Origin of the sequence: Paenibacillus solani, assembly GCF_001277345.1 — a bacterium.
In the GTDB taxonomy this organism is placed as follows: Bacteria; Bacillota; Bacilli; order Paenibacillales; family Paenibacillaceae; genus Paenibacillus_AQ; species Paenibacillus_AQ solani.
The window spans coordinates 368,336-395,282 of record NZ_LIUT01000008.1; the positions used below are offsets into that span (position 1 = coordinate 368,336).

At 45.8% G+C, this 26,947-nt stretch carries 21 protein-coding genes and 1 pseudogene; 15 read left to right on the forward strand and 7 right to left on the reverse strand.

Annotated elements, in window-relative coordinates:
* Window positions 1-142 precede the first annotated feature (142 nt).
* The 3 genes from AM231_RS25760 to AM231_RS25770 form a co-directional block, all read right to left on the reverse strand.
* Window positions 143-1,348: an MFS transporter gene (locus tag AM231_RS25760; RefSeq protein WP_054405217.1), complete on the reverse strand. Its 1,206-nt coding sequence runs from the start codon at window positions 1,346-1,348 to the stop codon at window positions 143-145.
* 288 nt (window positions 1,349-1,636) lie between these two features.
* Window positions 1,637-1,927: a hypothetical protein gene (locus AM231_RS25765; RefSeq protein WP_054405218.1), complete on the reverse strand. Its 291-nt coding sequence runs from the start codon at window positions 1,925-1,927 to the stop codon at window positions 1,637-1,639.
* Window positions 1,928-2,011: 84 nt separating this feature from the next.
* A complete protein-coding gene (locus tag AM231_RS25770; RefSeq protein WP_054405219.1) occupies window positions 2,012-2,323 on the reverse strand; it encodes a hypothetical protein in 312 nt (103 codons plus the stop codon).
* 154 nt (window positions 2,324-2,477) lie between these two features.
* Between AM231_RS25770 and AM231_RS25775 the strand changes: the two genes are divergently transcribed.
* From AM231_RS25775 to AM231_RS25825, 13 genes and pseudogenes are all read left to right on the forward strand, one after another.
* Entirely contained in the window at window positions 2,478-2,834 is a 357-nt protein-coding gene (locus AM231_RS25775) for a nucleotide excision repair endonuclease (protein ID WP_054405220.1), read from the forward strand.
* Window positions 2,835-3,114: 280 nt separating this feature from the next.
* Window positions 3,115-4,176 (forward strand): LLM class flavin-dependent oxidoreductase, encoded by a 1,062-nt coding sequence (locus AM231_RS25780; protein ID WP_054405221.1) that lies wholly within the window; start codon window positions 3,115-3,117, stop codon window positions 4,174-4,176.
* A gap of 305 nt (window positions 4,177-4,481) precedes the next feature.
* Window positions 4,482-6,581, forward strand: coding sequence for a methyl-accepting chemotaxis protein (locus tag AM231_RS25785; protein ID WP_131724804.1), 2,100 nt, complete (start codon window positions 4,482-4,484; stop codon window positions 6,579-6,581).
* Between the two features lie 269 nt (window positions 6,582-6,850).
* Window positions 6,851-7,279, forward strand: a complete 429-nt coding sequence (locus AM231_RS25790; protein ID WP_053490940.1) for a MarR family winged helix-turn-helix transcriptional regulator — start codon at window positions 6,851-6,853, stop codon at window positions 7,277-7,279.
* Window positions 7,272-8,504: an MFS transporter gene (locus AM231_RS25795; protein WP_082341805.1), complete on the forward strand. Its 1,233-nt coding sequence runs from the start codon at window positions 7,272-7,274 to the stop codon at window positions 8,502-8,504. Before AM231_RS25790 ends, AM231_RS25795 begins: the two co-directional genes overlap by 8 nt.
* Before the next feature lie 137 nt (window positions 8,505-8,641).
* The gene (locus AM231_RS25800) at window positions 8,642-9,043 is read left to right on the forward strand and encodes a hypothetical protein (protein WP_054405223.1); all 402 of its coding nucleotides are present in this window, start codon (window positions 8,642-8,644) and stop codon (window positions 9,041-9,043) included.
* A 137-nt stretch (window positions 9,044-9,180) separates the two neighbouring features.
* Complete coding sequence (locus tag AM231_RS25805; RefSeq protein WP_054405224.1) at window positions 9,181-9,666, forward strand: DinB family protein; 486 nt, start codon at window positions 9,181-9,183, stop codon at window positions 9,664-9,666.
* 297 nt (window positions 9,667-9,963) lie between these two features.
* Window positions 9,964-10,101 (forward strand): annotated as a pseudogene (locus tag AM231_RS28455) (transposase); the annotation flags it as partial.
* A gap of 318 nt (window positions 10,102-10,419) precedes the next feature.
* On the forward strand, window positions 10,420-10,830 hold the full coding sequence (locus tag AM231_RS28900) for a hypothetical protein (protein ID WP_131724805.1): 411 nt from the start codon (window positions 10,420-10,422) through the stop codon (window positions 10,828-10,830).
* An 86-nt stretch (window positions 10,831-10,916) separates the two neighbouring features.
* On the forward strand, window positions 10,917-12,164 hold the full coding sequence (locus AM231_RS25810; RefSeq protein WP_131724806.1) for a hypothetical protein: 1,248 nt from the start codon (window positions 10,917-10,919) through the stop codon (window positions 12,162-12,164).
* Window positions 12,165-12,206: 42 nt separating this feature from the next.
* Complete coding sequence (locus AM231_RS25815; protein WP_054405226.1) at window positions 12,207-14,618, forward strand: ABC transporter permease; 2,412 nt, start codon at window positions 12,207-12,209, stop codon at window positions 14,616-14,618.
* A gap of 2 nt (window positions 14,619-14,620) precedes the next feature.
* The gene (locus AM231_RS25820; protein ID WP_054405227.1) at window positions 14,621-15,487 is read left to right on the forward strand and encodes an ABC transporter ATP-binding protein; all 867 of its coding nucleotides are present in this window, start codon (window positions 14,621-14,623) and stop codon (window positions 15,485-15,487) included.
* 637 nt (window positions 15,488-16,124) lie between these two features.
* Complete coding sequence (locus AM231_RS25825; protein ID WP_054405228.1) at window positions 16,125-16,520, forward strand: hypothetical protein; 396 nt, start codon at window positions 16,125-16,127, stop codon at window positions 16,518-16,520.
* Between the two features lie 199 nt (window positions 16,521-16,719).
* Here the strand turns inward: AM231_RS25825 and AM231_RS25830 are convergent, their stop codons facing one another.
* The 4 genes from AM231_RS25830 to AM231_RS25845 form a co-directional block, all read right to left on the reverse strand.
* Window positions 16,720-18,663: an ABC transporter permease gene (locus tag AM231_RS25830; protein WP_054405229.1), complete on the reverse strand. Its 1,944-nt coding sequence runs from the start codon at window positions 18,661-18,663 to the stop codon at window positions 16,720-16,722.
* A complete protein-coding gene (locus AM231_RS25835) occupies window positions 18,653-19,414 on the reverse strand; it encodes an ABC transporter ATP-binding protein (protein ID WP_054405230.1) in 762 nt (253 codons plus the stop codon). Before AM231_RS25835 ends, AM231_RS25830 begins: the two co-directional genes overlap by 11 nt.
* A gap of 99 nt (window positions 19,415-19,513) precedes the next feature.
* On the reverse strand, window positions 19,514-20,518 hold the full coding sequence (locus AM231_RS25840) for a sensor histidine kinase (RefSeq protein WP_054405231.1): 1,005 nt from the start codon (window positions 20,516-20,518) through the stop codon (window positions 19,514-19,516).
* On the reverse strand, window positions 20,515-21,204 hold the full coding sequence (locus AM231_RS25845) for a response regulator transcription factor (protein ID WP_054405232.1): 690 nt from the start codon (window positions 21,202-21,204) through the stop codon (window positions 20,515-20,517). The genes AM231_RS25840 and AM231_RS25845 overlap by 4 nt, the downstream gene beginning before the upstream one ends.
* A gap of 219 nt (window positions 21,205-21,423) precedes the next feature.
* On the opposite strand from AM231_RS25845, the gene AM231_RS25850 reads away from it, so the two are divergent.
* Both AM231_RS25850 and AM231_RS25855 read left to right on the forward strand, forming a co-directional pair.
* Window positions 21,424-22,944: a copper amine oxidase N-terminal domain-containing protein gene (locus AM231_RS25850; protein ID WP_054405233.1), complete on the forward strand. Its 1,521-nt coding sequence runs from the start codon at window positions 21,424-21,426 to the stop codon at window positions 22,942-22,944.
* Between the two features lie 335 nt (window positions 22,945-23,279).
* Complete coding sequence (locus AM231_RS25855; RefSeq protein ID WP_054405234.1) at window positions 23,280-26,933, forward strand: collagen binding domain-containing protein; 3,654 nt, start codon at window positions 23,280-23,282, stop codon at window positions 26,931-26,933.
* Window positions 26,934-26,947: the final 14 nt, after the last annotated feature.

Consider the following 26,947-nt stretch of genomic DNA (forward strand, 5'->3'; position numbering starts at 1 on the left):
CCGCCGTATACCGAACGGTACGTACGGTGGTGTGAGAGGTCGGCTACTCAATTAATGAGCAGCCTCCTACTCGATTGAATCGCTACCATATGGCAATGTGTATTCCAGTGATTTTAATTGAAGTGAGAGTGGTTGAAGCAGATTAGGCAGAAGCCGATGCCGTCTTACGTTCATATAGATAGCAGGCGACGCCCAGTAAGAAGGCGAGTCCAACCAATCCAGCTCCTACCCAAGGCAAAGCCGTTAAGCTCAGATGCGTGATCACCAAGCCTCCGATGAAAGCACCCGCTGCATTGCCAAGATTGCCGGCGGAGTGGCTCGCTGTGGAGGCCAGGGCTGGCGCTGATTGGGCCAAGTTCATTACACGGATCTGCATACCGGGAAAGACAGCGAAGGAAGCAACTCCCCATAACACGATCGTCAGCACAGCCGTTACCGGATTGTGGATCGTTATCGTGAAAATGGTAAGAATAACAACCGTGGAGAAGTAAATGCCCAGGATAGAAGGCAGCAGCTTCCAGTCGGCCAGCCTGCCCCCTACGATATTACCAGCGGTTACGCCAATACCAAACAGAACCAGAATCCAGGTCACGCTTGGCTCTGCAAATCCGGTGATCTCGATCAGCAGCGGAGCAATATAAGTGAAGACGGCGAACAAGCCGGCATTGCCAAGCGCCCCGATCAGCAGGAAGAGAAGAAGTCTTGGTCTAATGAGTGCTGTAATCTGCTGACCGATGCTTGAGGCTTCTGCTTGCCGTATCTTCGGAATGAAGACAAGAATACCGAGCAGGGCCACGACCCCCATGATGGCAATAGCGGCAAAAGAGGCGCGCCAGCCCATCGTTTGACCGATGAAGGTACCGATCGGAACCCCGATAATATTGGCTATCGTTAACCCAGCCATCATGATCGAGACGGCTCCCGCACGTTTATCCGGCCGCACCAGATTTGAGGCGATGACGGCTCCCACACCAAAGAATGTGCCGTGTGTCAGTGCAGTCAGCATCCGGGCGCCCATCAGGACCGCATAATTGGGAGCGAAGACGGAAATGCCGTTGCCCAGAATAAACAGGCCCATGAGGAACAAGAGCAGCTTTTTCTGCGGGATTTGGTGCGTAAGGATGGTAAGAATAGGTGCTCCTACGGCTACCCCCAGGGCATACATCGTAATCAGCTGTCCAGCCGATGCAATGCTGACATTCAGGTCATTTGCAACGTTGGGGAGGATTCCCATGATGACGAACTCCGTCATGCCAATCGCAAAAGCACCGACGGTGAGAGACAGTATGGAGATGGGAAAAGGCTCTTTGGCTGCTTTTTTCCCAGCGGTATGCTGTAATGAATCCATCTTGTTTAAGTCAACCTTTCTGTTGTGTAAACTAAAATATGTATTATCCCAATCTACATTATAGGTTTTGTAAAAGGGACACTGTATCCTATTATTTAATGTTCTTTAATGATAATCAAGTGAATTATTTCTTGGGGAGAACAGGGACTGGCAGAGATCTTGGGCAAGATAACAGGAGAAGCTTGTCCATGACGCAAGAATTTGAGAGCGCCGCAAAGGGCGCCCTCGGATGGGTATGACGTAGCTGTCTATCAAGCCCGCCAATCCAATTGGCTGGATATACGGGTTTTAGAAGCAGGTGAACGACTCGATCCTTCTTAAATCGAACCCCGAATAGACCCATCTGCTACCCGTCCACCGAAAGCCGGCAACCGAGGTACGTCCGACAAATGTCGGGAAAAACCAGAAACCAGGTCCAAATGTTGGCCAAATATAGGTGTTTCTGAACAAGCAGCCTCTGATTGCTCCCGGATCAACTGCGAAGGTGCTGGCCAAAGGCTGTGGTGGTATCGAGGCTGGAGGCGGGGATGTGGGCGCTTGCTGCGGCCCCTGAGGTCCTTGCGGCGGCATAAATGCCATAATGGGTTCACTCCTTAAACGGATTATATCGTTGGTAATGGCTTGTGAGTCTACAATCCAAAGAATTCACGTTGACCTGGGGTCCTAGACGTAGAGGAGGGTGATGACAAGCAGTTCGAAGAGGACAAGTGGCAGGATGACATTGTTATAGTAACTGGGACCAAAGCCGCGCTGGTTTCCGTATCCGGGCAGGCTCAAGTACAGAATCCCTTTCTCACAGTGCATGATGGTTCCTTCAAAAACATCGCCGTCTAGCGTTTCCACGCGAACCAGCTGATTCGCATGCTGCTTGCATAGTTTGTGAATATGATCGCGGACCGATTTGACGTTGTGCATCATGTTGGGTTCGGCTTGATATAAGGTTTGTTCCTGATGTGCGGAATGTTGGATGCTCATATGAAATTGACCTCCATCGTTATTAGTCATACCTGGTTTCCATTCTATGCAGATGCCTAAAGCGGGGTGCGTTTAGAATTTTCCGCATGGGCAAACTAGCAAATTAGTGTTACGATTTAGACAATCTATGAGTTAAGGAAGTGAAGATTTAGTCGTGATCAATATAACCATCCCTCAGCCGGACGTTACCATTACCAAGCAGGAAGCTCCGGAACTGAGTCATATTTATGGATTTACAGATTTTCACCTGATTCCGAGAGATCGGGGCGGAATTTTTATGTTCTACAACAGCAAGGGAGAGCTCCTGTTTGTAGGGAAGGCAAGAAAGATTAGACCGCGAATCAAGAAGCATTTTGAAGATAGCGTCTCCCCGGTCAAGGAGCACCGGGAGGAAGTTGCGAGAATCGAGGTCTGTATCGTTGATGATGCCGTACATAGAGAGATCTATGAAACCTATATCATTAATGAATTGAAGGCCAAATACAATGTAGACAAGGTATTTTTTAAGTAAGGAACACGAAGAAAACAAGCAGCGATAGACGTGGTCTGACCACGACATCATGAACGGCTGGAACCCCATGGGTTCTGGCCATTTTTGATTTCCTTATGTTCATCGAACCGCTTGGTCACGATCCTCAGTTAATACGTAACTTGAAAAATCCGAGTCAAAAGTTCAATATAAAGATAATTGAATGTTAGATAACGATGTTAACTGCGCTAAAGCATGAAGCAACAATAACTTTTGCCTGCGGTTCTGCCTTGCGGGCAAAGCATAATAGGAGGAATTCATCATGGAGATTGGGGTTAGCTCGTTCGTAGAGACTTGGCCGGATGTGAAGACTGGCGAAGTGATGAGCCATGCGCAGCGGCTGCGTGAGGTGGTTGAGGAAATCGTCCTGGCTGATCAGGTCGGATTGGATGTATATGGGGTAGGTGAGCATCACCGTAAGGATTATGCGGCATCTTCGCCGGCCGTTGTGCTTGCTGCAGCTGCGTCACAGACGAAGTGGATTCGGCTTACGAGTGCGGTTACGGTATTGTCCTCCGCTGATCCGGTGCGGGTGTTTCAGGATTTTGCCACATTGGATGCCATCTCGAACGGACGCGCCGAGATTATGGCAGGCCGGGGCTCCTTCATCGAATCGTTCCCGCTGTTCGGCTATGATCTGAACCATTATGATGAGTTGTTCGAGGAGAAGCTGGAGCTGCTGCTCAAAATCCGAGAGTCGGAAAAAGTAACTTGGCAGGGTAAGCATCGTCCGGCGATCCATAACCTTGGCGTTTATCCACGCCCGGTTCAGAATCCGCTGCCGGTGTGGATTGGCAGCGGCGGCAATTCGGAATCGGTCGTGCGTGCCGGTCTCCTCGGTCTGCCGCTGGTTCTCGCGATTATTGGAGGAAGTCCTCGCCAGTTTGCACCTTTGGTTAAGCTGTATAAAGAAGCAGCTGCGCATGCGGGACATGATGTATCGAAGCTGCCGATCGGCTCGCACTCCCACGGATTTATTGCGGAAGATACGGGGATCGCAGCGGACAAGTTCTTCCCATCGACGCAGGCAAGCATGAATGTGCTGGGACGCGAACGGGGCTGGGGGTACTATGACCGATCCACCTTTGATGCGGCTCGAAGCTTCGAGGGTGCGCTCTATGTTGGCGATCCGGAGACGGTTGCCCAGAAAATCATTCATCTGCGCAAACATGTAGGTATTACCCGCTTCATGCTCCACGTGCCAGTGGGAACGATGCCTCATGATGAAGTCATGCGGGCGATCGAGCTGCTCGGCACCGAGGTCGCGCCCCGTGTTCGCTCCGAGATTGACCGGTGGGAAGCGGCTGGAGAGCCTATAGAGTAGGCTGATGCCTAAAGCCCATGATTGGTAACGAGATCAGCGAGCAGCAATACGAGGAGCGCTTGGCATCTTAGCATGCCTGAGGTGAGAGCAGTCTGATCGTACGCAGGTAAGTATGTAAGCATTAAAGCATTCTCCACTTTGTGCTGTATGTGCTGGGACGTATTTATTGATGTGCCTATTAGAGCCAACCTATCCTTTTTTCATATCTAAAGGTTTAGTCGATTTATGTCGATATAAGTAGAAGCCTGTAACAGACATGAGAAAAAAAGACATAAATAAAGACTATAAGGAAGGCGCTGATCCACATGCAAAAGAATAACAAGCAGACAAAGAGCAACAAAACAGCTCGATGGAAACGGATGAACCTCACCGGTTTGACTGCTAGAATCATGCTGATTTCGATCGCCTGTATGGTCATCCCAATGCTTTTGACATTGTGGTATGCCATCAGCCAATCTACCACCTCCATGGAGGAGGATGCCGAGATGTCGATGAAGAACATCGTGTCGGAAAAGATCAATCAGATGGAGCTGGCTTTTGCGGATTTGGCACGTGCTTCGTCCACGATCGCGAACAATCCATTTATGGTTCATACATTCCAAAACCTTCAGACAACAGGGGATACGGGAACGGATGGAACGAAGGAATCAACCGAGTATCTCACTAAACTTGTTACAGATGCTGGGGGACTTTATGAAAATATATACGCAGCCTTTGATGGCGTTATTGTAGCAGATGGAATTGGCGGACAATCAACCGGAATCGATATCGGATTGGCCGATCTGGACCCCGCGCTTCTGGAAGGGATCAAGAAGGGACCTGTCCTCTATGGTCCATCACAATCCCCTGTAACCAGCGGTCCCATCATGGCACTGCTTGCCCGCATTCCGGACGGCAGTTCGGATACCAAGCCTTCCATTGTCGGAACGGCGGTAGATTTGACGAAGTTGTCGTCCGAGATCGTTAAAACGACGGAGCAAGACAAGGTTAAGACCTTTATGCTCAATACGGCCGGGGTGGTCATCGCCTCGGAAGATAGCGAGAGTGTGCTGAATTTCGATATGACCCAGGCCGAAGGAGACATTCCTGCCTTTTTTGAAGAGGTAACCAAAAATAGGCGGGGCATTGGCCATTTTACCTTTAACGGTCAGAAGCTGGTCGCAGCTTATGCCAAATCGGATACCCAAGATATCTATGTGGTTTCCTACAAACCAATTAACGAGTATATGAAGGATGTAAACAAGCTGAGACAAGGTCTTGTGTTTGTCATTATTGGGAGTATTCTGGTGTTTGCTATTATTTTGGTCCTATTGTCCTTCCAGATTACAACACCGATCAAAATTGCTTCTGAGCGCTTGGAGGTCATGGCAAGCGGCAACTTCTCCCACCCGATTCCTGAAAAGTACATGAGAAGCAAGGATGAGACGGGAGTTCTGCTGCGATCCATGCATACCATGCAAGAATCGATCAGCAGTATGGTTCTCACCATCAAGAACGAGTCCGACAAGCTTGACGAATCCGTTAACGTGGTTAACAGCCATTTGGATGAGCTCAACCATCAGATTCAAGAGGTAACGGGGACAACGGAACAGATGGCGGCAGCTATGGAACAAACCGCAGCATCTACATTTGAAGTAAATCAGGCGTCTATCAATTTTCGAGAATCCATAGATAATATATCCAGAAAGGCGCATGAAGGAGAAGAGACATCAAGGGAAGTCAGTAAGCGGGCCGTCAATATTCACGAATCGGCAGTTCAATCCTCTCAGCGGGCAGTGCAGATGAGCGAGCAGATGCAGGCTGATTTGACCCAGGCGATTGCACAGACGCAAGCGGTCGAACAAATCCAGATGCTGGCTAGCACCATTTTAGAAATTACGACGCAGACGAACCTGCTTGCACTGAATGCCAATATCGAAGCGGCCAGAGCTGGCGAGGCGGGGAGAGGTTTTGCAGTGGTTGCCGGCGAGATCCGCAAACTGGCTGAAGTGTCTGGTAAATCCGCCAATCAGATTCAGGATGTCGTTTCCGTTGTGACTTCTTCGGTCAACAACTTAAAGGAAAACTCCGAAGCTATGCTTGATTTTATTAACACGACAGTGACCCAGGATTATAGCGCTATGATGGAAATTGGACGGCAATATGATCAAGATGCGGTGTCCTATGAGAAGCTTCTCGGAGAGTTTAGCAGCACGGCTGCTGAGCTGAGTCATTCGATTCAAGGTGTATCTCAGACGATTCATGAAATCTCGATTGCCAACAATGAGTCTGCAGAAGGGACTGGCAGAATCTCGGAGAAGGCAGGCGTGGTTCTTGGAAAATCTGGTCAGGTGCTCCAGGCTGTAAGCAGTACAAAAACGAGTGCAGAGCAATTGAAAGAAGTTATTTCAAAAATAAAGGTTTAACTTAGATATAACCCCGGCTGTCATTTTCGATAGCTGGGGTTATTTTTTGCTCATTTAGTTTAGCCATCCTATTGCTAACCGCGTTAGTCCGCAATCAAGGCGGGAGGCGAATAGACCGCATCATAAACAGGGAGAATAAGCGTCATCATGCTAACCGAAATAAGCGGCTAACACTAGATTGGAAATCAATTGGGTTGGACAATCCCAAAGATATTATTTATAATTAATAAATAGTTACCCAAGGTAACCATTTTGGACGGAGGTATCAAATGGACGCCCATAGACATTTTTTTCATAAATACTTTACGCTTTACCGCCCTTTCGTCAATGAGTTAAACCGCATGCTTGAAGACTATAACCTGTACTATGCCCAGTGGTCCATTATGTATTATCTGGATGTTTATCAGTCCATGACCTTGGTGGAGCTGTCCAAAATGCTGTATGTAGAGAAGCCCACGGTTACGAGAACCGTGAACGCGCTGATCAAGCTGGACTATGTCGAGCAAATACCCGTGCGTGATAAGCGAGAGAAGAGAATTCAGCTATCCAAGACGGGAGTTCACGTCGTTCAGGAAGTTCGCAAGGTGTTTGACCAGTACGAGCAAGAGATTATGACAGGCATTTCTAATGAGGATCAGGCAACGGTTATCCGCGTGATGGAGACGGTGAGGGACAACATTATTAGAAAAGGTGATTAACTTGGAGCAAGCAGATTCGCGAGATCGATTATGGAGCAAGGATTTTCTGATTGTGTTTGGCGTCAATTTCCTGCTCTTTTTATGTTTTTATCTATTAGTGGTGATTATGTCGTCGTATGCGAAGGATCAGTTTCACGCTTCAACGGGGATGGCTGGTCTTGCTTCCAGCATTTTTGTCGTAGGTGCATTGATTGGACGGTTGATCGGGGGCAGCATCATCGAGAGAGTCGGACGCAAAAAGCTGCTCTTTACTGGTCTGATTGCCTTCAGCATTCTTATCGGGTTATACTTCATCGTTAACAGCTTGATGGTGCTGCTTATCGTCCGATTCTTTCACGGCATGGCCTTCGCGCTTGCTTCAACAGCGACAGGAACGATTGCCGCCAGCCTGATTCCCGATTCCAGAAGGGGTGAAGGCACGGGCTACTATGGTGTTAGTATCATTATCGCTTCAGCGATTGGCCCTTTCATCGGCCTGATGATTAATGAGCATATTTCGATGATGGCTAACTTCACACTATGCGCGGTACTGGGTGTTCTCTCTTTGGTGTCGGCATTCTTTATGAACATACCGAAGCTTACGCTGACTGCCGAGCAGGAGAAGGATCTGCAAGGTTTCAAGCTATCCAACTTTATTGAACCGAAGGCACTGCCGATTTCACTGGTCAGCTTCGTCATGGGCTTTGGATATTCCAGCATTTTGACGTACCTCATGATCTTTGCCGGACAGATTAGTTTGGCCCAAGTCGCCAGTTATTTCTTTATCGTCTACGCCATTGTTGTCATTCTGTCGAGACCATTTACGGGCCGCTGGTTTGACCAGAGAGGGGCCAATGTGGTGATGTACCCGGCAATTCTCTCGTTTGCGATTGGCATGGTGCTGCTCTGTCAAGCCCATCATGGGCTGACCTTGTTGCTCTCCGCCGTATTCGTCGGTCTGGGCTATGGCACGACACAGTCCAGCGCTCAGGCGCTTGCTATCAAGCGTTCGCCAGCTCATCGGGTTGGACTTGCAACGTCGACTTTCTATATATTCGTGGATATGGGCATCGGTGTCGGCCCCGTTATTCTCGGCCTCCTAACCCCTCTCGTCGGTTTCCGGGGTATGTATATCGCAATGGCAGTTCTGCTTGCTGCGGGTATCGTGCTCTACCATGTGTTGGTGGGGAAAAAGGAACGTGACGGGAACGACAGACATGCTGTTATGCATTCATCAACCATTTAAACGGAGGAAAGACTGCCTGTGGGTGGTCTTTTTTTGTGTGTTCTGGATGCGAGGGTGTTTGCAGGGAAATGTAGGGGAGGTTATACAAGCATTCAAGAGGAAACCCTAAGCATCAAAAACGAGAAAGGTGAATTGATGTGAAGCCACGATTAAACCTCGTTCTGATGCTGATATGTAGTCTTATTATATTCGGTCAGGCAGAAAGCACATCGTACGCACAGCCACAAGACAAGACTAGAGAACAGCAGCTTGAGAGGGCTATGCTGCAGCAGCTATACCCGGTTATCCGGTCGTCTCTTCAGGAAATATATCATGAGACATATCCTTCTTATGCCTGTGAACGGATTTTATCGATTAACAAGCTAACGACGACAACGGAGGAGGAGCATCAAGCAAGCCCGGTTGATGCGATGCACGGGGGAAGATATTTTGAGATAACGGTGGGTTTGTGTAAGGGAAGCGGGGAGCAGATCGAGCTGCGGTTCAAGAACGATACGCCAACGGCGGAGTATGTTTTGGACATGTTCCATGTTAGGTAGCATGATACCAACGCGGGCAGTTCGAGAAAGAATCATTTTAACCATTTTCTACAAATCATGGGGCTCATCCTATAGTAAAATTAATGGTGATTTGTGATGCTGCTTATTATCCGCCCGCATGAAGGAGTGATTGACCCATGGCGCATGCAAATGATGTTCTGATGAACCAACTGTTAGCGAACGCGAGCGATCCTAGTTGGCATATCCCGTTCCAGCAATCCGTGGAAGATCTGAACGAGGATGAAGCGTTCTGGACGCCCGCTGATAATAGCCATAGCATCGCCGAGATCGTACAGCATCTGCTCTATTGGAACGAAACATGGCTGACTCGGTACCGCGAATCGCGGGTAGATGCTGTCCCGTCTTCTCCAGACAATCTTGAAACCTTCCATATACAGGATCAAGCTACCTTTGCTGAATTGAGAGACCGATTGATAACAGCCTTATTGCAGTGGCAGGAGCTGCTGTCAGAGAGCAAGCTGGAGCAGGAAGTGAACGGATTTCTGGAGCCGGCCAGGTGGTGGGAGATTGTGAGCAATGCCACCATACATAATGCCTATCATATCGGCCAGATAGTCTATATCCGCAAGCTGCAGAAAAGCTGTAAGTTGCTGGAATGGTAGTCCAGGCTAGAGGATGGCAAGATCTGCCGATATGTTTGGCATACACATGGCGAAGGGGCAACCAGGGTGGAAAACCTTAGGGGGCTCCTTTTTTAGGTGCAAGCTTTCCGCGGGCCTGTTCAGCACTGCACATGTGGATTGAACTTCAGATGTGGATTTTTTCTGTAACTAATCACCTGTTTAAGTTGTTTAATATATTGAACTAATATTTTTACATCAATTCAAAAAAATTCAAATTAAAAAGAAAACGTCGTATCGCCAATTTGATTTTAACTTTTTCGCATGTTTGCATACTTGCTGGAAGGGATTAATGGGCTTGTACAGGCAGCTAAACGCCGGGCAAGAGGCTACCGGAATGTGGAAAACCTGATTGCGATGATCTACATGATCGTCAATAAGCTCCGTCTTCCGACGCTCGGGGCACATCGAGCATAAAACCCCTTACCGCCTTCTTACCTAACTTCAGATGTTGGAATAGCGGTCAAGCGATTTCCTTGAGGCTGTTCCAACATCTGAAAGTCTCTTAATGGCGGAGGGGTTACGAATCTATCGCTCAGCATGTTACCCACCCAGTAGAGCGAAGAGCCTAATAATGTCTATTCTATCATAAAATGAAAATATTATATTTTTAGTTGAAATATGTAATCAATTGTAATATAGTGGAATTACTGGGGTTATATCCAAATTAATAGTTCTGGCCGGACTAAAATTACCCCAAGTAGAATAAAAAAACTAATAATTGGAGGGATAAAAGTGAATTTTAAAAAAATTAAAAAGCTAACAGTTTTATCTTCTGTATTACTCGGAACGTTGGTTCTTTCTGGAAGCGCTTTAGCAGCTTCTTCCGTATCAGGTTCCTTGGATCAATATACACCTACAAGTGGTAGCGTGAGTCTTGGTGTTGATAGTGCTACCGCCACAACTACATGTCAAGCATCAAATTGTTCTGTAACTGCTAAAGCTACTTACTATTACTACTTTGGATCTATAGGTTCCCCATCAGATGCGACTTCAACGAATTCTGGGCATGTTGGTGTAACTGCAAAAGCTTCTTCGGGGGTAGCTCCTACACGAGCAATCAGGGGAGAGGGAACGCATAAAGCAAGTAATGGAGTTAACTCTTGGGGGTATCAGCAGGAAGTAAAAACAGTCGTTTATCCGTAAAATTTTATAGTAGAAGAACCAATCTTCAGTGCCTTGGTAAATGGATTAATTAAGATCCTTTTCCAAGGCACATACTCTTACATTAGATGGATTTAGAAAGGGAAAAAATGAAAAATCATTTTATAACTTGGTTAACTTTACTCTTTTTAATCGCTGCTACTGGCTGCACAGGTTCCGAATACCCAAAGGACGATAACTTTCAAGAAAGATGGGACTACCCGCTGAATTTTCGAATACAAGGACATGGACTTTTGATGACAGATTCAGAAAAAGGTTATTATTTCGTGGATAAAAATTTAATTTATTATATGGATAAAGACAGTAAAAATCCTGTTTTACTTGATAATCGTCCCGATCACCGCTGTATGAATAAGCCAGATAGTTCGAACTGTTATGCGTATATTCAATCAGGGGGTGGGTCTTATCCAACTTTTATACAGTATTATGATTCTAAACTGTACGTGTTAGAAAGCTATTGGGATATAAAAAGCAAACGATCTATGTTTGATGATGTATGGAAGATATCTAGAATGGACCCGGATGGAAAAAATCGTAAAGAATTTAAGCGATTTGATAGCAAGCCCAATTTCGTAGCGATACATCGCGGGTATTTATATTTTAGTCTAACGAGCGCTGACAAAGATAATGTGCAAACAACAAAAGTGATGAGAATGCAAATGGAAGGAAAACATAAGGAGGAGGTTATTTATGAAGATACAGGTCCAGGTGCTAACATCACGGATATAGTCCCGTATGGTCAACAGTTATATATTATTTCATGGAGTGATAAGGGATATGAAATTCTAAGATATGATCTGGAGACAAAAGAAGTGACTGCGATAGCAGACCGTAAAGATGTGGGTGGGTCCACTGCCCTTCAAGACATTAATGGACAAAATTTATATCTTTCATACTTTTACGGAATTGAGGATGATGAAAGAAGTCGTGTGGTTTATAGCACTAATTTAAGAGGTGAGCAAATACATCAGCTAAAACTTAATGACCCGCTTACTTTACCTCTATTTTTCAAAGATAACTTATATTCTTATTTTCTTCCCTTGTTTGCATATGCTAAGGATTTGCCGGAAGGGGCTCCTTATGAAATGGCAATTTATAAAGATAATAAAGTCATTCATCGTGTTAACTTAATGGATCTGCCGAACATGCTTCTTCCTATACCCGGAGATGAAAAATATATGTTTCTTCGATATGAAAATCCCAATACAGGTTTTATGATTTTGGATAAAAGCCTGATTGAATCGGGAAAAGCCAAGTTTGAACCGCTGCTCGAAGGTGAAGAACCGGAATTGGATTCAACAAAATCGATTAAATAAAAACAAAGCGATCTATGAATGAATTCATTTGGAGAGATATTCATGAAATTAATGGGGTATGAACTACTCAAGGTATGGAAAAAACGAATATTTACGATTTTAACCATCCTCTTATTATTCATCAATGGATTTTTTTATTATAATACACAGCGGAAAGAACAGGATTTATTAATTGAATATCGGGATGACTACATAAAGTTGGAGAACGAATACAACGCCTTACCGCCAGAAGAGGGTAAGGCGTTAGCTGTTAAACAGGAAGAATTATTAACTCTATACTACCGGTTTGCGCAAGAGAACAGCGATTTGCAAGACAACTTCTGGAAGCAGTTAATCGAGGATACCAAGAATGATCATCCAGAGGCTTATAAGAAGTACAAGGAAAGTCCCTATGTAAATGAGGAAGAGCTTCTTAGACGAGACATGTACATAATCAAGTTGATAAGAGATCAGTATGAAAGTCATGATCAGTTTGAAAAAGATATGGACGATATGAAACAGCGTGCAGATGAGATGTTGTCGGTTTCCATTTTTCACAATAAAGAATCTTTCTCCTATCGTAACATTCTGAAAACGGTTGAGGATTTCAGACCCCTTCAGAGCTTGCCGTGGAAGCTTGGGCTTGAAGAAGGCTTAACAACGGGAACGAGATCGGGATCAACGGATTTATTTATGGTGCTGCTGATATTTTTACTTTGTTCGATTATGTTTCTACTGGAACGGGAAGAAGGTTTAACTCCGCTTATCCGGAGTACACGTAACGGGAAATTACGAACCATTAGCGCTAAGCTGACCGTTCTTGGCATGTTGACTGTACTGCTGTCCATCATGTTCTATGGTTCAATCTTATTGATCAGTGAACGGTTATATGGGTTTGGTGATCCAGGCAGGTATATTCAATCCATGGATTCTTTTGGGAGAACGATTCATCCCATGACTGCAGGTCAATACATCATGGCCTATTTGCTCTTAAAAATAACAGCTAATCTGCTTATGGCTTGGCTTCTAGCGGCTATATTTCTATTTCTTCGTCAAACTTCACGGATATTCATCGTTTTGGCGGCACTCTTGGGCTTTAGCTTCATTTGTTATTCGCTCATTCATCCGAATTCTTACATTAATGTGTTGAAGTACATGAATGTGGTCGCCTTCTATGATACATTTAATCTTTTTGCGGATTACCGCAATATAAATGTGCTAGGTTATCCGATCAGTAAAGATACACTGACCTTTTATGTTGGCGGCGCTCTCCTGCTTATACTGCCTGCCCTAAGTATGTGGTTGTTTGTATCTCATATGAATAACACAACTCGAAAGCTGGGAATGCAGTGGTATATGAAATTAAGAGCCTATTTGTTTAGGCTCAGACGAAGCAATTCACTTTTCCAGCATGAGCTCTATAAGTTTTTAATTACGGGTAAGTCGCTGTTCATATTAATATTGGTGTGTATCATTTCCTATCAAAACATTGAAACGAAAGAACGTCAGTTTGATATGGATGCATCGGTGTATAATCTCTATTTATCACAGTTAAACGGAAAAATGACGGAAGACAAGCTTGACTTCTTACGTGAAGAGAGGGAGAAGTTTACTACGCTGCCGGACCAATTAGCTTATTGGAAAGAACGATACAAATCTAGGGAAATTGATCTACCTGCTTTTAATCAAGAACAGAATAAACTTGAGACATTTGCGAAACAAGAAAAATCATTTCTTTACGTTGAAGAGCAAAGGGATTATTTGCTCCGATTAAGCGAGGAACAGGGGATCACGGGTAGTTTCGTTAATGTCATATCCAGTGATGCATTATTTAATCGTCAGCAGGATAATCTGCTGGATGGTTTAACGTATGCGCTCTTGTTAATTGCAGGACTAGGTCCTTTATTCTCCATTGATTATAAGAATGATATGGTGAGGGTGTTAAGAAGTACTTCTAAAGGCAGATGGAGTTTGTTTGCTTCAAAGTATTCGATTGCCTGTATCTATGCAGTCCTGACTTTTTCCATTCTTCAGATCCCCAAATTCTATAATGTTCTGGTTCAATATCCGGCATTCGATTGGTCTTCAGCTGTGCAAAGTATCGAAATTCTGGAACATGTGGAGTGGCCAATCAGTATTCTTGGTTATGTCATTGTGACAGGTCTGCTGCAAATTTCAGGTGTTATTCTCATGGTACATGTTATTCTGTTCCTCGCTGTATTGGTTCAAAAGCAAGCATTTATGCTGTTGACTTCGACCGCTGTTATTGTTCTGCCATTAAGTCTCCAGTATATAGGGTTTACGACAATTGAGAATTATTCATTTAATCGATTATTCCTACTTGACCAACCATTTGAGTCGTTCTCTTATACCGTGGGAGTGAGTATTTATTTCGGGGCACTGCTTGTTATAGGTGCTGCAGCTGGATGGGGAGCATGGCATTTCAGTAACAGCTTCTCTAAAAGGGGAGGATAAGTATGGAGCTGTCTATTAACAACGTAACAAAGCGCTACAATAAAGGCAAGACAACCGCTCTTTCTAACTATAATGCTGAATTGACGTCTGGTATTTATGGAATACTTGGCCCGAATGGAGCGGGAAAGTCAACGCTTATGAATCTGATTACGGATCAGTTAAAACCGGATGAGGGAGAAATTCTATATCAGGGACAGAATATTTCACGTATGGGTAAGTCGTACAGAGAAAGATTAGGTTACATGCCCCAGCAGCAAGGTATCTATCAAGACTTCACAGGGAGGCGTTTTCTCTGGTATATGGCTGCACTGAAAGGGCTGCCTACGGCTAAAGCGAGGGAAAAAATAGATGAGCTTCTATCAATCGTAAACTTGTCAAAGGATGCTGATCGGAAGTTAGGTACTTATTCAGGAGGAATGAAGCAGCGTATCCTGATTGCACAGGCGCTGCTGAACGACCCTGAACTGCTTATATTGGATGAGCCTACAGCAGGACTTGATCCGAAAGAGCGAATTCGTATCCGCAATTTCATATCCACTATTGCAATGAATAAGATCGTTATCATTGCCACACATGTGGTCTCAGATATTGAGTATATCTCCAAGGAAGTACTGCTTATGAAGGATGGGTGTCTCATTGTAAAGGACAAGCCAGCGAACATCCTTGCAAAGATGGAGGGGAATGTTCGTGAGGTTTTAATCTCTGAATCCGAACTTCCCGAAATACAGTCACGTTATAAAGTAAGCAACATCACAAGTGATGCGGATGGTATATGGGTAAGAATTGTTGATGATAAACCACAAAATAAAATGAACTTTAGAACCGTGAAGCCCAACTTAGAAGATGTGTATCTTAGTTATTTTCAGTAGGGTTGTTTCTAAAAACACATAAAATAATATGAATTGATGTATGGAAAAAAAACAGTTTCGGGCTAAACCGAAACTGTTTTAATATTGCTTATTTAGATAAACTGTCTTCACTATGTTTGGCATACACATGACGAAGGGGCAACCAGGGTGGAATCACCTTAGGGGCTCCTTTTTTAGATGCAAGCGTTCCGTGGACCTGTTCAGCACTGCGCATGCGGAAAGAACTTCCGATGTGTTCTTTTATGTAACTAATTACCTGTTGAAGTTGTTTAATATATTGAATCGATATTTTTACATCAATTCAAAAAAAATCTAAAGAAACATCAATACAATTACGATGAGAGGTGTATGTCCATGAGTAAAAAATGTGGTCCATTGCCTTCGTTATTGTTCTTTTGTTCTCATTCACATGAACCGGTAAATATAGACGACCTATTTGAACAAAAGGTTAAGGAAGTCTTTAAAGAGGCCCTTGTCTACAAAAAATATCATGATGAACTGATCTGCACCAGACAGCACAAGTAGAGGCACTCCGTTACGGAACTACCTCTACGGGAACAGGATGTACAGACATTTAAAAAAGTAACTATCTATAGGCGGAATAGTTACAAATAAATTTAATAAGGAGTGCTTGATCGTGAATCTTAAGTCCATGCTCAAAGGAGTGTTATCATTTGTTCTGGTGGTTGGTCTAATTGCTGGAACTAGTATGCTACCGGCTTTTGCGAAGTCGACTGAAAGTTCGTCGAAAGATTATGCAGATAAAGGCAGTCATACAGGAACTCAATTTCAGGCCACATACCCATTAAAAAAGAGTAATGGAGCAAAAGTAAACTTCTGGATTAAAAATACCGGGGATGTAAGTGTAAAAATCACAATTAATGGAAAACAGAAAACAACTCTTGCACCAGGCAAGAGTGGCCACATTAGTGCTCCAGTTGGCTTCTTAAGTAGTAATTATAAATTTAAAGCTGTACCAACGCCTAATGGTGGCAAGATTAGTATAAACTTTCGTATTGCTCAAAGAGATTAAGTTTTCTCTAATCACCAACGAATCAAGTCAAAATTAAAGGGCATGAGGCCGGTACAATACCGAGCTCATGCCCAACAGGTGCTTGAAAAATAAGAGTCTAACTTTAAGAGGTCACTTCATTAACTGAAACCGCCTCTTATTCACTAGTTATAAGTATTAACGTTTGGCCGGTACAATACTTGTTGACGGTGTCTTTTCTTTAAAGCGACTCTTTAATTACCCGTTTATAGAACATCACCGATAACAATCCGAAGATGGAATACAGTGCCGTATACAGCAGCATAACCATAACCATGGGCAGCCACAGCTCGGTTCCGAAGAAGAACCAGCCGGATTTAACGGCAAAGTAACTATGGGACAAACCGACAACCAGCGGAATGCCGAAGTTGAACAGCTGCTTGATCTGAATCCCTCTTAGCAGGTTTCCTTGAGTGAAGCCCAGTTTTCTAAGAATGGTATAGTTCGGCTTCTCCTCTTCCCCTTCATCCATCTGCTTAAAGTACAGGATACATCCTGAAGTAATCAGGAAGGTAAGCCCCAGGAATCCCACGATGAACATCATCAAACCCATATTGCTCTTCTGGTTGAAAGCCATTTCCGTCTGAGAGAGGTTCCCGATTTTCTCACTAATGCCGAGGCTCTTAAAGATCTGATTGGCTTGATTAATGGCGGTTGGATCCACAATATCGATACCGTGATACACATTGGTTTTCTTCTGGATCTTCGGATCCAAGTCCGAAGCCAGCTTATCGAATACGGTCTGGTCCACAATCGCCATTGGCAGTCCACCGCTTTCAAAATAATAGGATACGTAGGATTCTTTGTCCAAGCCGATCAGTTTCTGCTTAAAGCTTTGATTCGGGCTTATGAGTTCAATTTCCCCTGTGCTTTGAATTGCCATAAATTCCTGGATTGCGTCACTGAATCCCGTTAACAGCATCTCTCCGGGGGAAACATCCTTGTCCTTCACGCTGCCATCACTGATTACCGGGATGGCTGTGGGTCCCATTTGTCCAGATGTATCCAGACTGGTCCCGATAACGTCGGATAGGTCTGCAGTCACCTGAATGACATCACGGTTGATCTGCTTAAATTCGATATCTTCATCAGTAAGTGCCTGAATAAATGTCGTGAGATCCTTCTCATCCGCCACCGCAAAATGGTTAGGAACGCTCTGCTCGGCCGACTTCTCCGCTGAATAATATGAGATATAACTGAGTGACAATAGCCCGATCGCAAGTGCGGATACGGTTGTAATGATGGTCAGCAGCAGTGCATTTGATTTCATGCGGAACATGATGGAAGAGAGAGACAGCACCTCGTTCAGGGACAGGTAACCGCCCTTGCTCTTGCGGATGACATTGAACAGGAAACTGACCGACCCTTTATAGAACAGATAGGTCCCGATGATAACCGATCCAAGGATCAGGATCATGGCCATGAACAGCTCGTTCATGGAGGTGAAGGCCCCGCCGAACAGCTTGGTAGATACATAATAACCGAGAACGATGAGCCCGATTCCAAACAGACCGAGCAGCATTTCCAAGAAGGACATTTTCTTCACCCGGTTCTCGGTGGTTGATACCGCGTGGAAGAGGGACAGAATGCTCTGTCTTTTGATAAATGTATAATTCATGATCATGATCAGCACGTAGATGACGGCAAACACAATCACAGTCTGAATCATCGCTTCGGTGGAGAAGGTTAGAGCTGCCTTGGTATCAACGCCGGTGATCTTGAACAGAATCATTAAGATCAAGCGTGAACCCGCAAATCCTGCAAAAATGCCGATGACCATCGAACCGAAATACAGAATCAGATTCTCGGCACTGAGGATCCGGAATATCTTGCCCTTGGTCAGTCCGATGAGCTGAAACAGTCCGATCTCTTTGCTGCGCCGTTTAATGAAAATCGTATTGGCATACAGCAGAAATATGGCCACGATGGCTACTAACAGCACGGAAGCCGCGCCAAGCGCAGCCGCCCCTTTAATGGAACCTTTCGCTTCATCCATCGCCGGGTCATATTGCAGCGTAACAAACGCAAAGTACAGGCCCACGCTGAAGATTAGCGCAAATACATACAGATAATAATTCTTGATATTTTTCTTCAAATTGCGGTAGATCAGATAATTAATGTTCATTCTGGACACCGCCTAGCACGCCCTGGGTTTTGATGATGTCATTGAAGAAGGCTTGCCGCGATTGCTCACCCTTGTTCAGCTGGGAATAGATCTGTCCATCCTTAATGAAGACAACCCGGGTGCAATAGCTGGCGGCCACGGGATCGTGGGTTACCATGATGATCGTGGAGTCAATCTTCTGATTTAATTCACTCAGCTTGTTCAGCAGATCGGAAGCGGACTTCGAGTCCAGCGCTCCTGTCGGCTCATCGGCAAAAATAATGCTTGGATCGTGGATGAACGCGCGGGCCGCGGAGGTTCGCTGCTTCTGTCCCCCGGAGATTTGGTTCGGATATTTATCCTTGAGTTCGTAGATGCCCAGCTCACTCGCAATGGTTTGGAATTTCTGATCGGCTTCTTTTTTGGATACCTTCTTTATAGAGAGGGGCAGCAGTACGTTTTCTTTGACGGTTAATGTATCGAGCAGGTTATACTCCTGAAAAATAAATCCGAGATGGTGCTTCCGGAACTCAGCCAGCTCCTTCTCCTTGAGGCCCGTAAACTCCTTACCCTCAATCTTGATGCTGCCAAGGCTCACTTTATCGATCGAGGAGAGCACATTCAGCAGTGTGGTTTTCCCTGAGCCTGATGCGCCCATGATGCTGACGAACTCGCCTTTGTCCACGCGGATGTCGATGCCCTTGAGCACTTCCTGTTTATTGAATTTATTGCCGTAGCTTTTATGAATTTGGTTTGCTTCAAGAATTGCCAATTTCAATCACTCCTTCGTTATCTGTCCTTATCATAAAGGAGTCATAGCCTCTTTTCCTTCGATTCACCGAACAAAGTGCAAAAGCATGTGACATTGTTGTCACATGCCGGTTATACTCACGAAATCATTCTGTCTCGGAAAGATTAAAGTGAAGGTGGTGCCGATACTGAGCTTTGATTCCACCTGAATGCGGATCAATAGGGCATCGGCTACCTTTTGCGTCAAATACAGTCCCATGCCGGTTGCGGCACTATCCTGATGCGAGGTGGTCGATGTGAAGCCTTTGTCAAAAATTCGGGACATGTCCTTTGGGTCTATGCCGCGTCCGGAGTCCTGGATGGTAAGCCTGACATGATCATCCACGAGCTCGCTCTCGATGATGATGTCCGAAACATTGCTGTATTTGACCGCATTGGTCAACAGCTGACGGATGACAAAGCCCAGCCATTTTGCATCGCTGAGCACTTCAGCTACCTCGAGCGTAACATCAAATCCGATGCCCTTTTGCATACACCATGACTTAAGCGCACGTATCTCCTGGAAGATGATCGGCTCAAGCGCGGACACCTCGATCAGCAGATCATTTCGAATAAAAGGGATGCGCTTCTGGTGCAGCTGCTGATCGAGCAGCAGGTGGATGCGGAGCCATTCATATTGGAGCTGTGCTTTTAACGTCTCATCTTCTACGCGTTCAATCATCAGCTGCATGGTGGTGAGCGGCGTTTTTACTTCATGAATCCAGGATAGCAGATCATCCTTCTCGCCTTCGATCTCCATTAGGCGGGTGGACGATTCCTTCTTGAAGCGCTCGGTCTGCAGGGTGAGGATATCCATGGATATAGTTTCAAATGGGTGTTCCGGCTCGCAGATGGCGGATAAGTCGTAGGTGTCGTCCCATGCCTGGAGGCTTCTGTAAAATTTCGTTTCCCGATTGTATCTCAAGACCAGAAATACGAAAAAGAACATGGTCGATAAAAATACGATATAGAGGATGGGCAGGAACGGAATCTGGGAATCCACGGCGGCGATAAACAGAAACAGCAGCTGCAGAAACAGGAAGAACAGAATCCAGCTCAGCCGTTCCCGAAGATAGGCCAGAATCATGTATGAGCCTCTTCCGTGGCGATATATCCCTGTCCCACTTTGGTTTCGATGTAAGGATCAAGACCTAGGGGCTCCAGCTTCTTGCGCAGTCGATTGACGTTGACCGTGAGGGTATTATCGCTGACAAAATGCTCGTTGTCCCATAAATTCTTGATCAGCTCCTCCCGGCTGACGATTTGATTCTTCCGTTCCATGAGAATTTTCAGAATGAACATCTCATTCTTGGTCAGTTCGGCGGTGCCCTTAGAGCTGCTAATGGTATTTTTGCCAAATTCGACGGTGGCTCCGCGCCACGTTCGCAGTTCGGTCCGTTCGGTGTTGTAGTTGTATACCCGGCGCAGGGTAGCCTGGATTTTGGCAATTAGCACATCGAAGTGAAACGGCTTTTGAATGAAATCGTCGGCTCCCAGCTGCATGGACATCACCATATCAGTGGGATGATCCCGGGAAGACAGGAATATAATCGGCACATTCGAGTGTGAACGAATCATTCGGCACCAATGGAAGCCGTCAAACTTCGGCAGCTGGATGTCGATAATGACCAGGTCGGGCTGAATCGCCGTGAATTCCTGGAGTACAGCGCTGAAATCCCGGACGCCGTAAACGTCATACGACCATTGCAAGAGGCGTTCCTGCACTTCATGGAAGAGGGTTGCGTCGTCTTCGATTAACATAATTTTAAACAAGGGAGATTCACCACACTTTATAAGGTTGTACATCATTAGCGATATGATCAAGCATCGTTGTTTCCTTCCCAGTGTATAGCAAAATGCCAGTCTGTGCTATCCATGGACAGCCTTCGACAAGTGCGTATATGCCTGAGGCTAAATTACCTATTTACAATCATTTCCTCTCTGCCGATAATAGAGAATAAGCCTATGACCTGGGAGGGGACTTAATTCATTATGATGAAGAAATTTAAATGGTTAACTGTACTTATCGCGGCTGTAATGGTCATTATGACAGGTTGTCAATCTGTCGGGGGATTGGATATCAACAAGGCGCTGGTGACCAGTCTTGACGTGAAATCCAGTGAATCTCGATCCAATCTTCGGATTGAGTTAGTAGCTGCGGATAAGACTTTAACGCCTGAAGATAAAGAAGCCATCGATCTTATTAATTCAATATCTTTGAATATCGATCACGCTATCGTTCAGGATAGCAAAACGTTGTCCATTCAAGGCAGCATCCAATATTTAGACAAGAAGCTGCCGATGCATGTCTTCATGGATTCCAAAGGAATGACCATCCAACTGGATGGCGCGAAGCAGCCGATCTATCTGGCGATGGATACTACGGTTCCGGGACTGCCCGATACCAGCCAGTATGAGCAGGCGGTTCAAGATGTGGTGAAGAAGGCAGCAGGGCTTCTGTTGAAGCATTTCCCGAATCCATCAAAGATCGCGGTGAAGCCAGTCCAGGAGAAGGTGAACGGGGAAAGCTTGAATCTGACACATCTTCAGATGGAGCTGGCGGGTGATGAAATTTTGAATATGATCAAGCCTTTTGCCGAGAGTTTATTAAAAGACGAGGCCGGTATAAAGCAGCTGATCGGCGATTTCTATGACGCCATGGCACCGATGATTGCCAGCATAAGCGAGGCTTATGGTGAAGAGGCGGTACTTCTGCCGCAGGAGACGAAGGAAGAGGTCATCGCTTCGGTATACGAGCCTATCATTTTGAGTCTGACCGAACTGGTGGAGGATTTTGAGGGTAAGAAGCAGGAGTTGAAAGAAGAGCTGCCTGAAATAGACACGGTTTTGGGTAAGGGAACAGTCCTCAAGCTGGATTATTACTTTGATGGGCAGCTGAATACACGCAAGAATGCGCTGGAGCTGACTGTTGCGCTTCCGGCTTCCGAGGACCTGCCAGTGAAGGCAATCAAGGTGCATTCCGAAGGTGAAGCCTGGAATTTCGGCGGCGCAGTGAAAGCTAATAAGGTGGACACTTCTCAGGGAGTGCTCGACGTTTTAAGCGATTCGGTAACGCCGGGCCAGGTGCTGCGCAGCTTTGAGAAGGATTCTCTCGTTTACAACTTGCTGAAGGATGATCTGGGAATTAGCCATAAATATTTTCAATTCAATGTCTCGTATGTGGATCTTGGAGACAGTGCAATCAGTACCATCAAGAAGAATAATCAGTCCTTTGTTCAACTTCGTTACCTGGCAGATCAGCTGGATGCCGAAGTGAAGCTGACCAAAGGCTCGAAGAGAATTACCATCATCAATGATCTGACAGGGGAAAAAATCGTACTGACGCCAGGCTCCAAAAAGGCCAGCGTAGGGGGTAAAAGTGTAACATTGTCAGAAGCTCCGTTCGTCCATACCAATGGATCTACCTATGTTCCGCTGCGGTTTGTGGCTGAAGCGCTTGGTGCAACACTTCAACTGGAGGACGATGGATGGATCTCCGTTGAACGTAAGTAACATCATGCTTAAGGTAGACGGCAAACGTGCCGGGTGCCGCCTGAATAAGCTGGATATGATTTTGTAATTGAACAGGGCTGTTTCCTGTCATCTTGGGATGATAGGGAGCAGCCCCTTTTTACTATGGAGGAGCAGCTGCTTTATCCTGTAGTTGAAGGCCAAACTGGGGTATTGGAACGCATAAATAAGTTGTTTGTAGAACTTTTGTAGAGAAATTGTCGAGTTCTTCCTGGTATGATTACAAGCTGTACCATCTGTTTTGTACCTGCAATGCGACCTACATACTATCTCATAGAAAAACAGATGAAAAACATACTAGGAGATGGAGTGAACTCATGAAGAAGAAAGGAAGCATGCTCGTTCTGATCATCCTGCTGCTTGTTCAGGGGATGTTTGGGACAGGGGTTCATGCATTATCATTCGATGGGAATGCTCATGCGGCTGAAGTCTCGGGTCTTGCTGCAGACCAGGGAGCCGACAGCGGATTATCGGTTACGGATGCAGTCTATCGTTATCGTGCAAGTACGGGAGATAGCATTCTGACCAAGATCAGAGTCGAGGATTCGAGTGGGACTGTAATTGACTCGGTCTACAATCCGGACGTTGGCCGGGTAGAGCTTGGCTCGGATGCCATCCTGTTCTATGAATGGGAACTGAAGGATGGCCACGGTTATGTTGATGGGATGACGTTTGAGTTTGACCTGCCTAAGGAATTCAAACTATATAACAGCATTAACGGATTTCTGGAGACGGACAACGGAAACGTCGGTACATTCTCCGTAACACAAGGCGGCCATGCAGTAATCACATTCAACTCCAATGTGGATAATTCTCAGGTTCGAGGGACATTAAGATTTCAAACCGAGATTAGCCGGCAGGAGATCATAGGAAGCGCGGATGTTGAGATTCCAATTATGCTGCGCGATGGTATCCAGCGAGTCGTCATTCCGGTGAAACCGGCAAAAGGTGAGCTTCTTGGTAAAAGTGGAGAGGTTGTCAAGGACTCTAAAGGCAAGCCTTCTACGATCGACTGGCGGCTTCAAGTGAATACGCAATTATCCAGACTGGATCAGACTGTTATTGAGGATTTGATCCCTTCGGGTCTAACTCTGGTACCAGGCTCTACTCAAATAAACCGTCTGACTGTCAATGTAGATGGCAGTACCCTATTAGGGGCTGACGCTGCTGGCGAGTTTGATATCGATGAGTCAGATGCCTCCAGGCTGCTAATCACGAAGAAAGCGCCAATGGACGCAGCCTACCAGATTGTATATTCTACGAAGATCGATTCTGATAATAAGACGGAGTTCCTCAATAAAGCGATACTGTTCGAGAACGGACAGCAGAAGGCTTACGCGGAGAATAAGCAGACAGTTGATTGGGGAGAATTGCTGGCGAAAAGCGTGTCATCCTACGATCAGGACACGCGAATTATCAACTGGTCCATTCTGTACAATTCCCGTCAAACCGTCATACCGGTAAAGGAAGCACTGCTTGAGGACCGTTTCAACACCACTCAGGAGCTTGTGAAGGATTCACTGACCGTCACCGACACACAGACAGGAGCTATTCTGAAGGAAGGTACGGATTATCATCTTTCCCCTGTGAACAGCGGCGGTGAATATGGATTTAATCTGGTATTTAATCAAGAAGTTAGCTCTGAATATAAGATTGATTACCAGACAACGGCAAGCGAGCGTGTAATCGAGGATGAAACCGTCACAAACAGCGTGTATGCGAACGGTGTGACGAGAGAAGCGAAGCAGTGGATGCAAAGCTTGGCACTTATAAAGAGCAATACCGGGATTAACTACTTCAACAAAACGACGACTTGGGAAATTAAGATTAATCAGGACGCTTACCAAATGGACAACGTCATATTAACGGATACGTTCTCCAATGGCGGGCTGGTTCTTGATGGCGGGATTCAGATCTCGGCAGATGGTAAAGCATTGGTCGAGAATACAGATTATACAGTGGATACCGCTAATCCTGAAAAAGGATTTACCGTAGAGTTTCTGAAGCCGGTTGATGGAGCTATCATCATCAAATACACAACCAAGTTCGATTATGATCTTCGAATCAATCAGAATGATCGGAGCTTCCGGAATAAGGCTGTTCTTACCTGGGAAGCTGGCGGCAAATCGTTCAGATCTATTAGAGAAGCAAGCAAGGAGCCTAATGCACTGACGATACAAAACGGGGATAAGTCAGGAAAATATGACGCTATCAAGAAGGAAATTACCTGGACTATTCGCGGAAATTACAATTACAAGAACTTGGGGACAGCTGTTGTTAAGGATAAATTGAATCTTCCGCAGGAATTTATACCGGATTCTCTTAATGTATATAAACTGAAAGTGGACAAGGATGGAAAGATCGAAACCGATGGATTAATACCTCCCACGGAATACAGCGTGACAGCACCGTCTGAATCGAATGACTTTGAGCTTCAGGTGGCTTTTGCAAACACGTTGACAGAACCTTTCCAGATTACGTTCAAGACTGCGCTTGACAATCGGATCATTGAGCAGGGACAGATCAACAACCAAGCGATTCTCACGGATGCAGCTGCGAGAGTATCTAAGTGGGATGGCAATGTGAAGATTCCGCAGGGCGGAGTATATGTCGATAAGAAAGGTACACAGAAGAGCGAGCGAATCGAGTGGACTTTGGATATAAACTTCGGGCAATCACAGGTGCAAGAGGCTGTCATTACGGACGAGCCGTCAAGCAACTTGATTTTGGATGAGGGTTCCTTCCGGCTGTATGAGACAGAGGTTACGGCCGATGGCAAAGTCAAGAAGTCTGAGCTTGTAGATGCCTCGAAATACAAACTTGAATTTGTGTATGGTGATACCGAGAAGTTCATATTGAAATTCTTAGAGACGATTGATCGTCCTTACATCCTGGAATATGAAACATTGATTGATGCAGCCGACCGGGAGCTCGTTAGCAATTCAGTTGCCTTTGAAGGCGTGGGTATTACAAAGGGTAAAACGGAGAGCAAACAGCAGTTTGAAGTGCGCATGTCCTCCGGCTCCGGTACAGGCTCCGGCGTTCGCGGAAGCTTGGAAGTCTTGAAGGTGGACAAAGAGGATGCCTCGCTTATACTGGAGGGAGCAACCTTTGTTCTGCAAGACAAAGAAGGGAAGCGCCCTGCAGTAACGCTCACCACGGATGACAAAGGGAAGGCATTGTTCACCAAGCTGCTGTACGGTAATTATATATTGGAGGAGATTTCAGCTCCTGAAGGATATGTAATCGATCAAGCAATAACAGAGATTACTATTGATTCAAGCATTAAACAAACGGGCGATGTGAAGAGTATTAAAATAACAAACAGTAAAAAGACTACTCCGCCTGATCCAGGCACTCCGGGCCCTGACCCAGGCAACCCTGGCCCAGATCCAGGCAACCCTGGCCCAGATCCGGGTAACCCAGGTCCTGACCCAGGCAATCCGGGCCCAGATCCAGGCACCCCAGGTCCAGACCCAAGTAACCCGGGTCCAGATCCAGGTAACCCAGGTCCAGATCCAGGCACCCCTGGACCGAGCCCAGGGCCATCAGGGCCGAATCCAGAACCAACGGAACCTAATCCAAGTACCCCAGGTCCATCGCAGGGCGGGACAGATCCGTCACCAGGCGGTCATGTCGATGAGGTAAAGCCAACTGTTCCTGAGGTTATCATTGAGCCGGACACAACGAATCCAGCTGTACCGGGTGAAAGTGATCCAGGACCTACCCCAGAAGAGATATCGGAAGAGGATGGCTCTCTGGTCGGAAATGAGACGGTGAAGCCGGACGAAACTGCTCCATCGGCTGAGGACAATGCGAATAGCGAACATGCCCAAGCAAACAAGCCGGAAAGCCCGATTGCTGTACTCCCTAAAACAGGGGAGAGCAATCCGCTTCCACTTCAGCTTGGCGGATTGGTACTGATGCTCGCAGGCTTCTATTTAAATCGTCTGCGTAGTAGACGTCAATAAATGATGACCCCCCT

Bases quoted from the DNA above. Each gene is read 5' to 3' on its own strand.
- AM231_RS25805 (WP_054405224.1), top strand. From the start codon at position 9,181: ATGGCGCATGCAAATGATGTTCTGATGAACCAACTGTTAGCGAACGCG.
- AM231_RS25855 (WP_054405234.1), top strand. From the start codon at position 23,280: ATGAAGAAGAAAGGAAGCATGCTCGTTCTGATCATCCTGCTGCTTGTT.
- AM231_RS25780 (WP_054405221.1), top strand. From the start codon at position 3,115: ATGGAGATTGGGGTTAGCTCGTTCGTAGAGACTTGGCCGGATGTGAAG.
- AM231_RS25790 (WP_053490940.1), top strand. From the start codon at position 6,851: ATGGACGCCCATAGACATTTTTTTCATAAATACTTTACGCTTTACCGC.
- AM231_RS25770 (WP_054405219.1), bottom strand. From the start codon at position 2,323: ATGAGCATCCAACATTCCGCACATCAGGAACAAACCTTATATCAAGCC.
- AM231_RS25820 (WP_054405227.1), top strand. From the start codon at position 14,621: ATGGAGCTGTCTATTAACAACGTAACAAAGCGCTACAATAAAGGCAAG.
- AM231_RS25785 (WP_131724804.1), top strand. From the start codon at position 4,482: ATGCAAAAGAATAACAAGCAGACAAAGAGCAACAAAACAGCTCGATGG.
- AM231_RS25815 (WP_054405226.1), top strand. From the start codon at position 12,207: ATGAAATTAATGGGGTATGAACTACTCAAGGTATGGAAAAAACGAATA.
- AM231_RS25830 (WP_054405229.1), bottom strand. From the start codon at position 18,663: ATGAACATTAATTATCTGATCTACCGCAATTTGAAGAAAAATATCAAG.
- AM231_RS25810 (WP_131724806.1), top strand. From the start codon at position 10,917: ATGGATTTAGAAAGGGAAAAAATGAAAAATCATTTTATAACTTGGTTA.
- AM231_RS25840 (WP_054405231.1), bottom strand. From the start codon at position 20,518: ATGATTCTGGCCTATCTTCGGGAACGGCTGAGCTGGATTCTGTTCTTC.
- AM231_RS25765 (WP_054405218.1), bottom strand. From the start codon at position 1,927: ATGGCATTTATGCCGCCGCAAGGACCTCAGGGGCCGCAGCAAGCGCCC.
- AM231_RS25850 (WP_054405233.1), top strand. From the start codon at position 21,424: ATGATGAAGAAATTTAAATGGTTAACTGTACTTATCGCGGCTGTAATG.
- AM231_RS25760 (WP_054405217.1), bottom strand. From the start codon at position 1,348: ATGGATTCATTACAGCATACCGCTGGGAAAAAAGCAGCCAAAGAGCCT.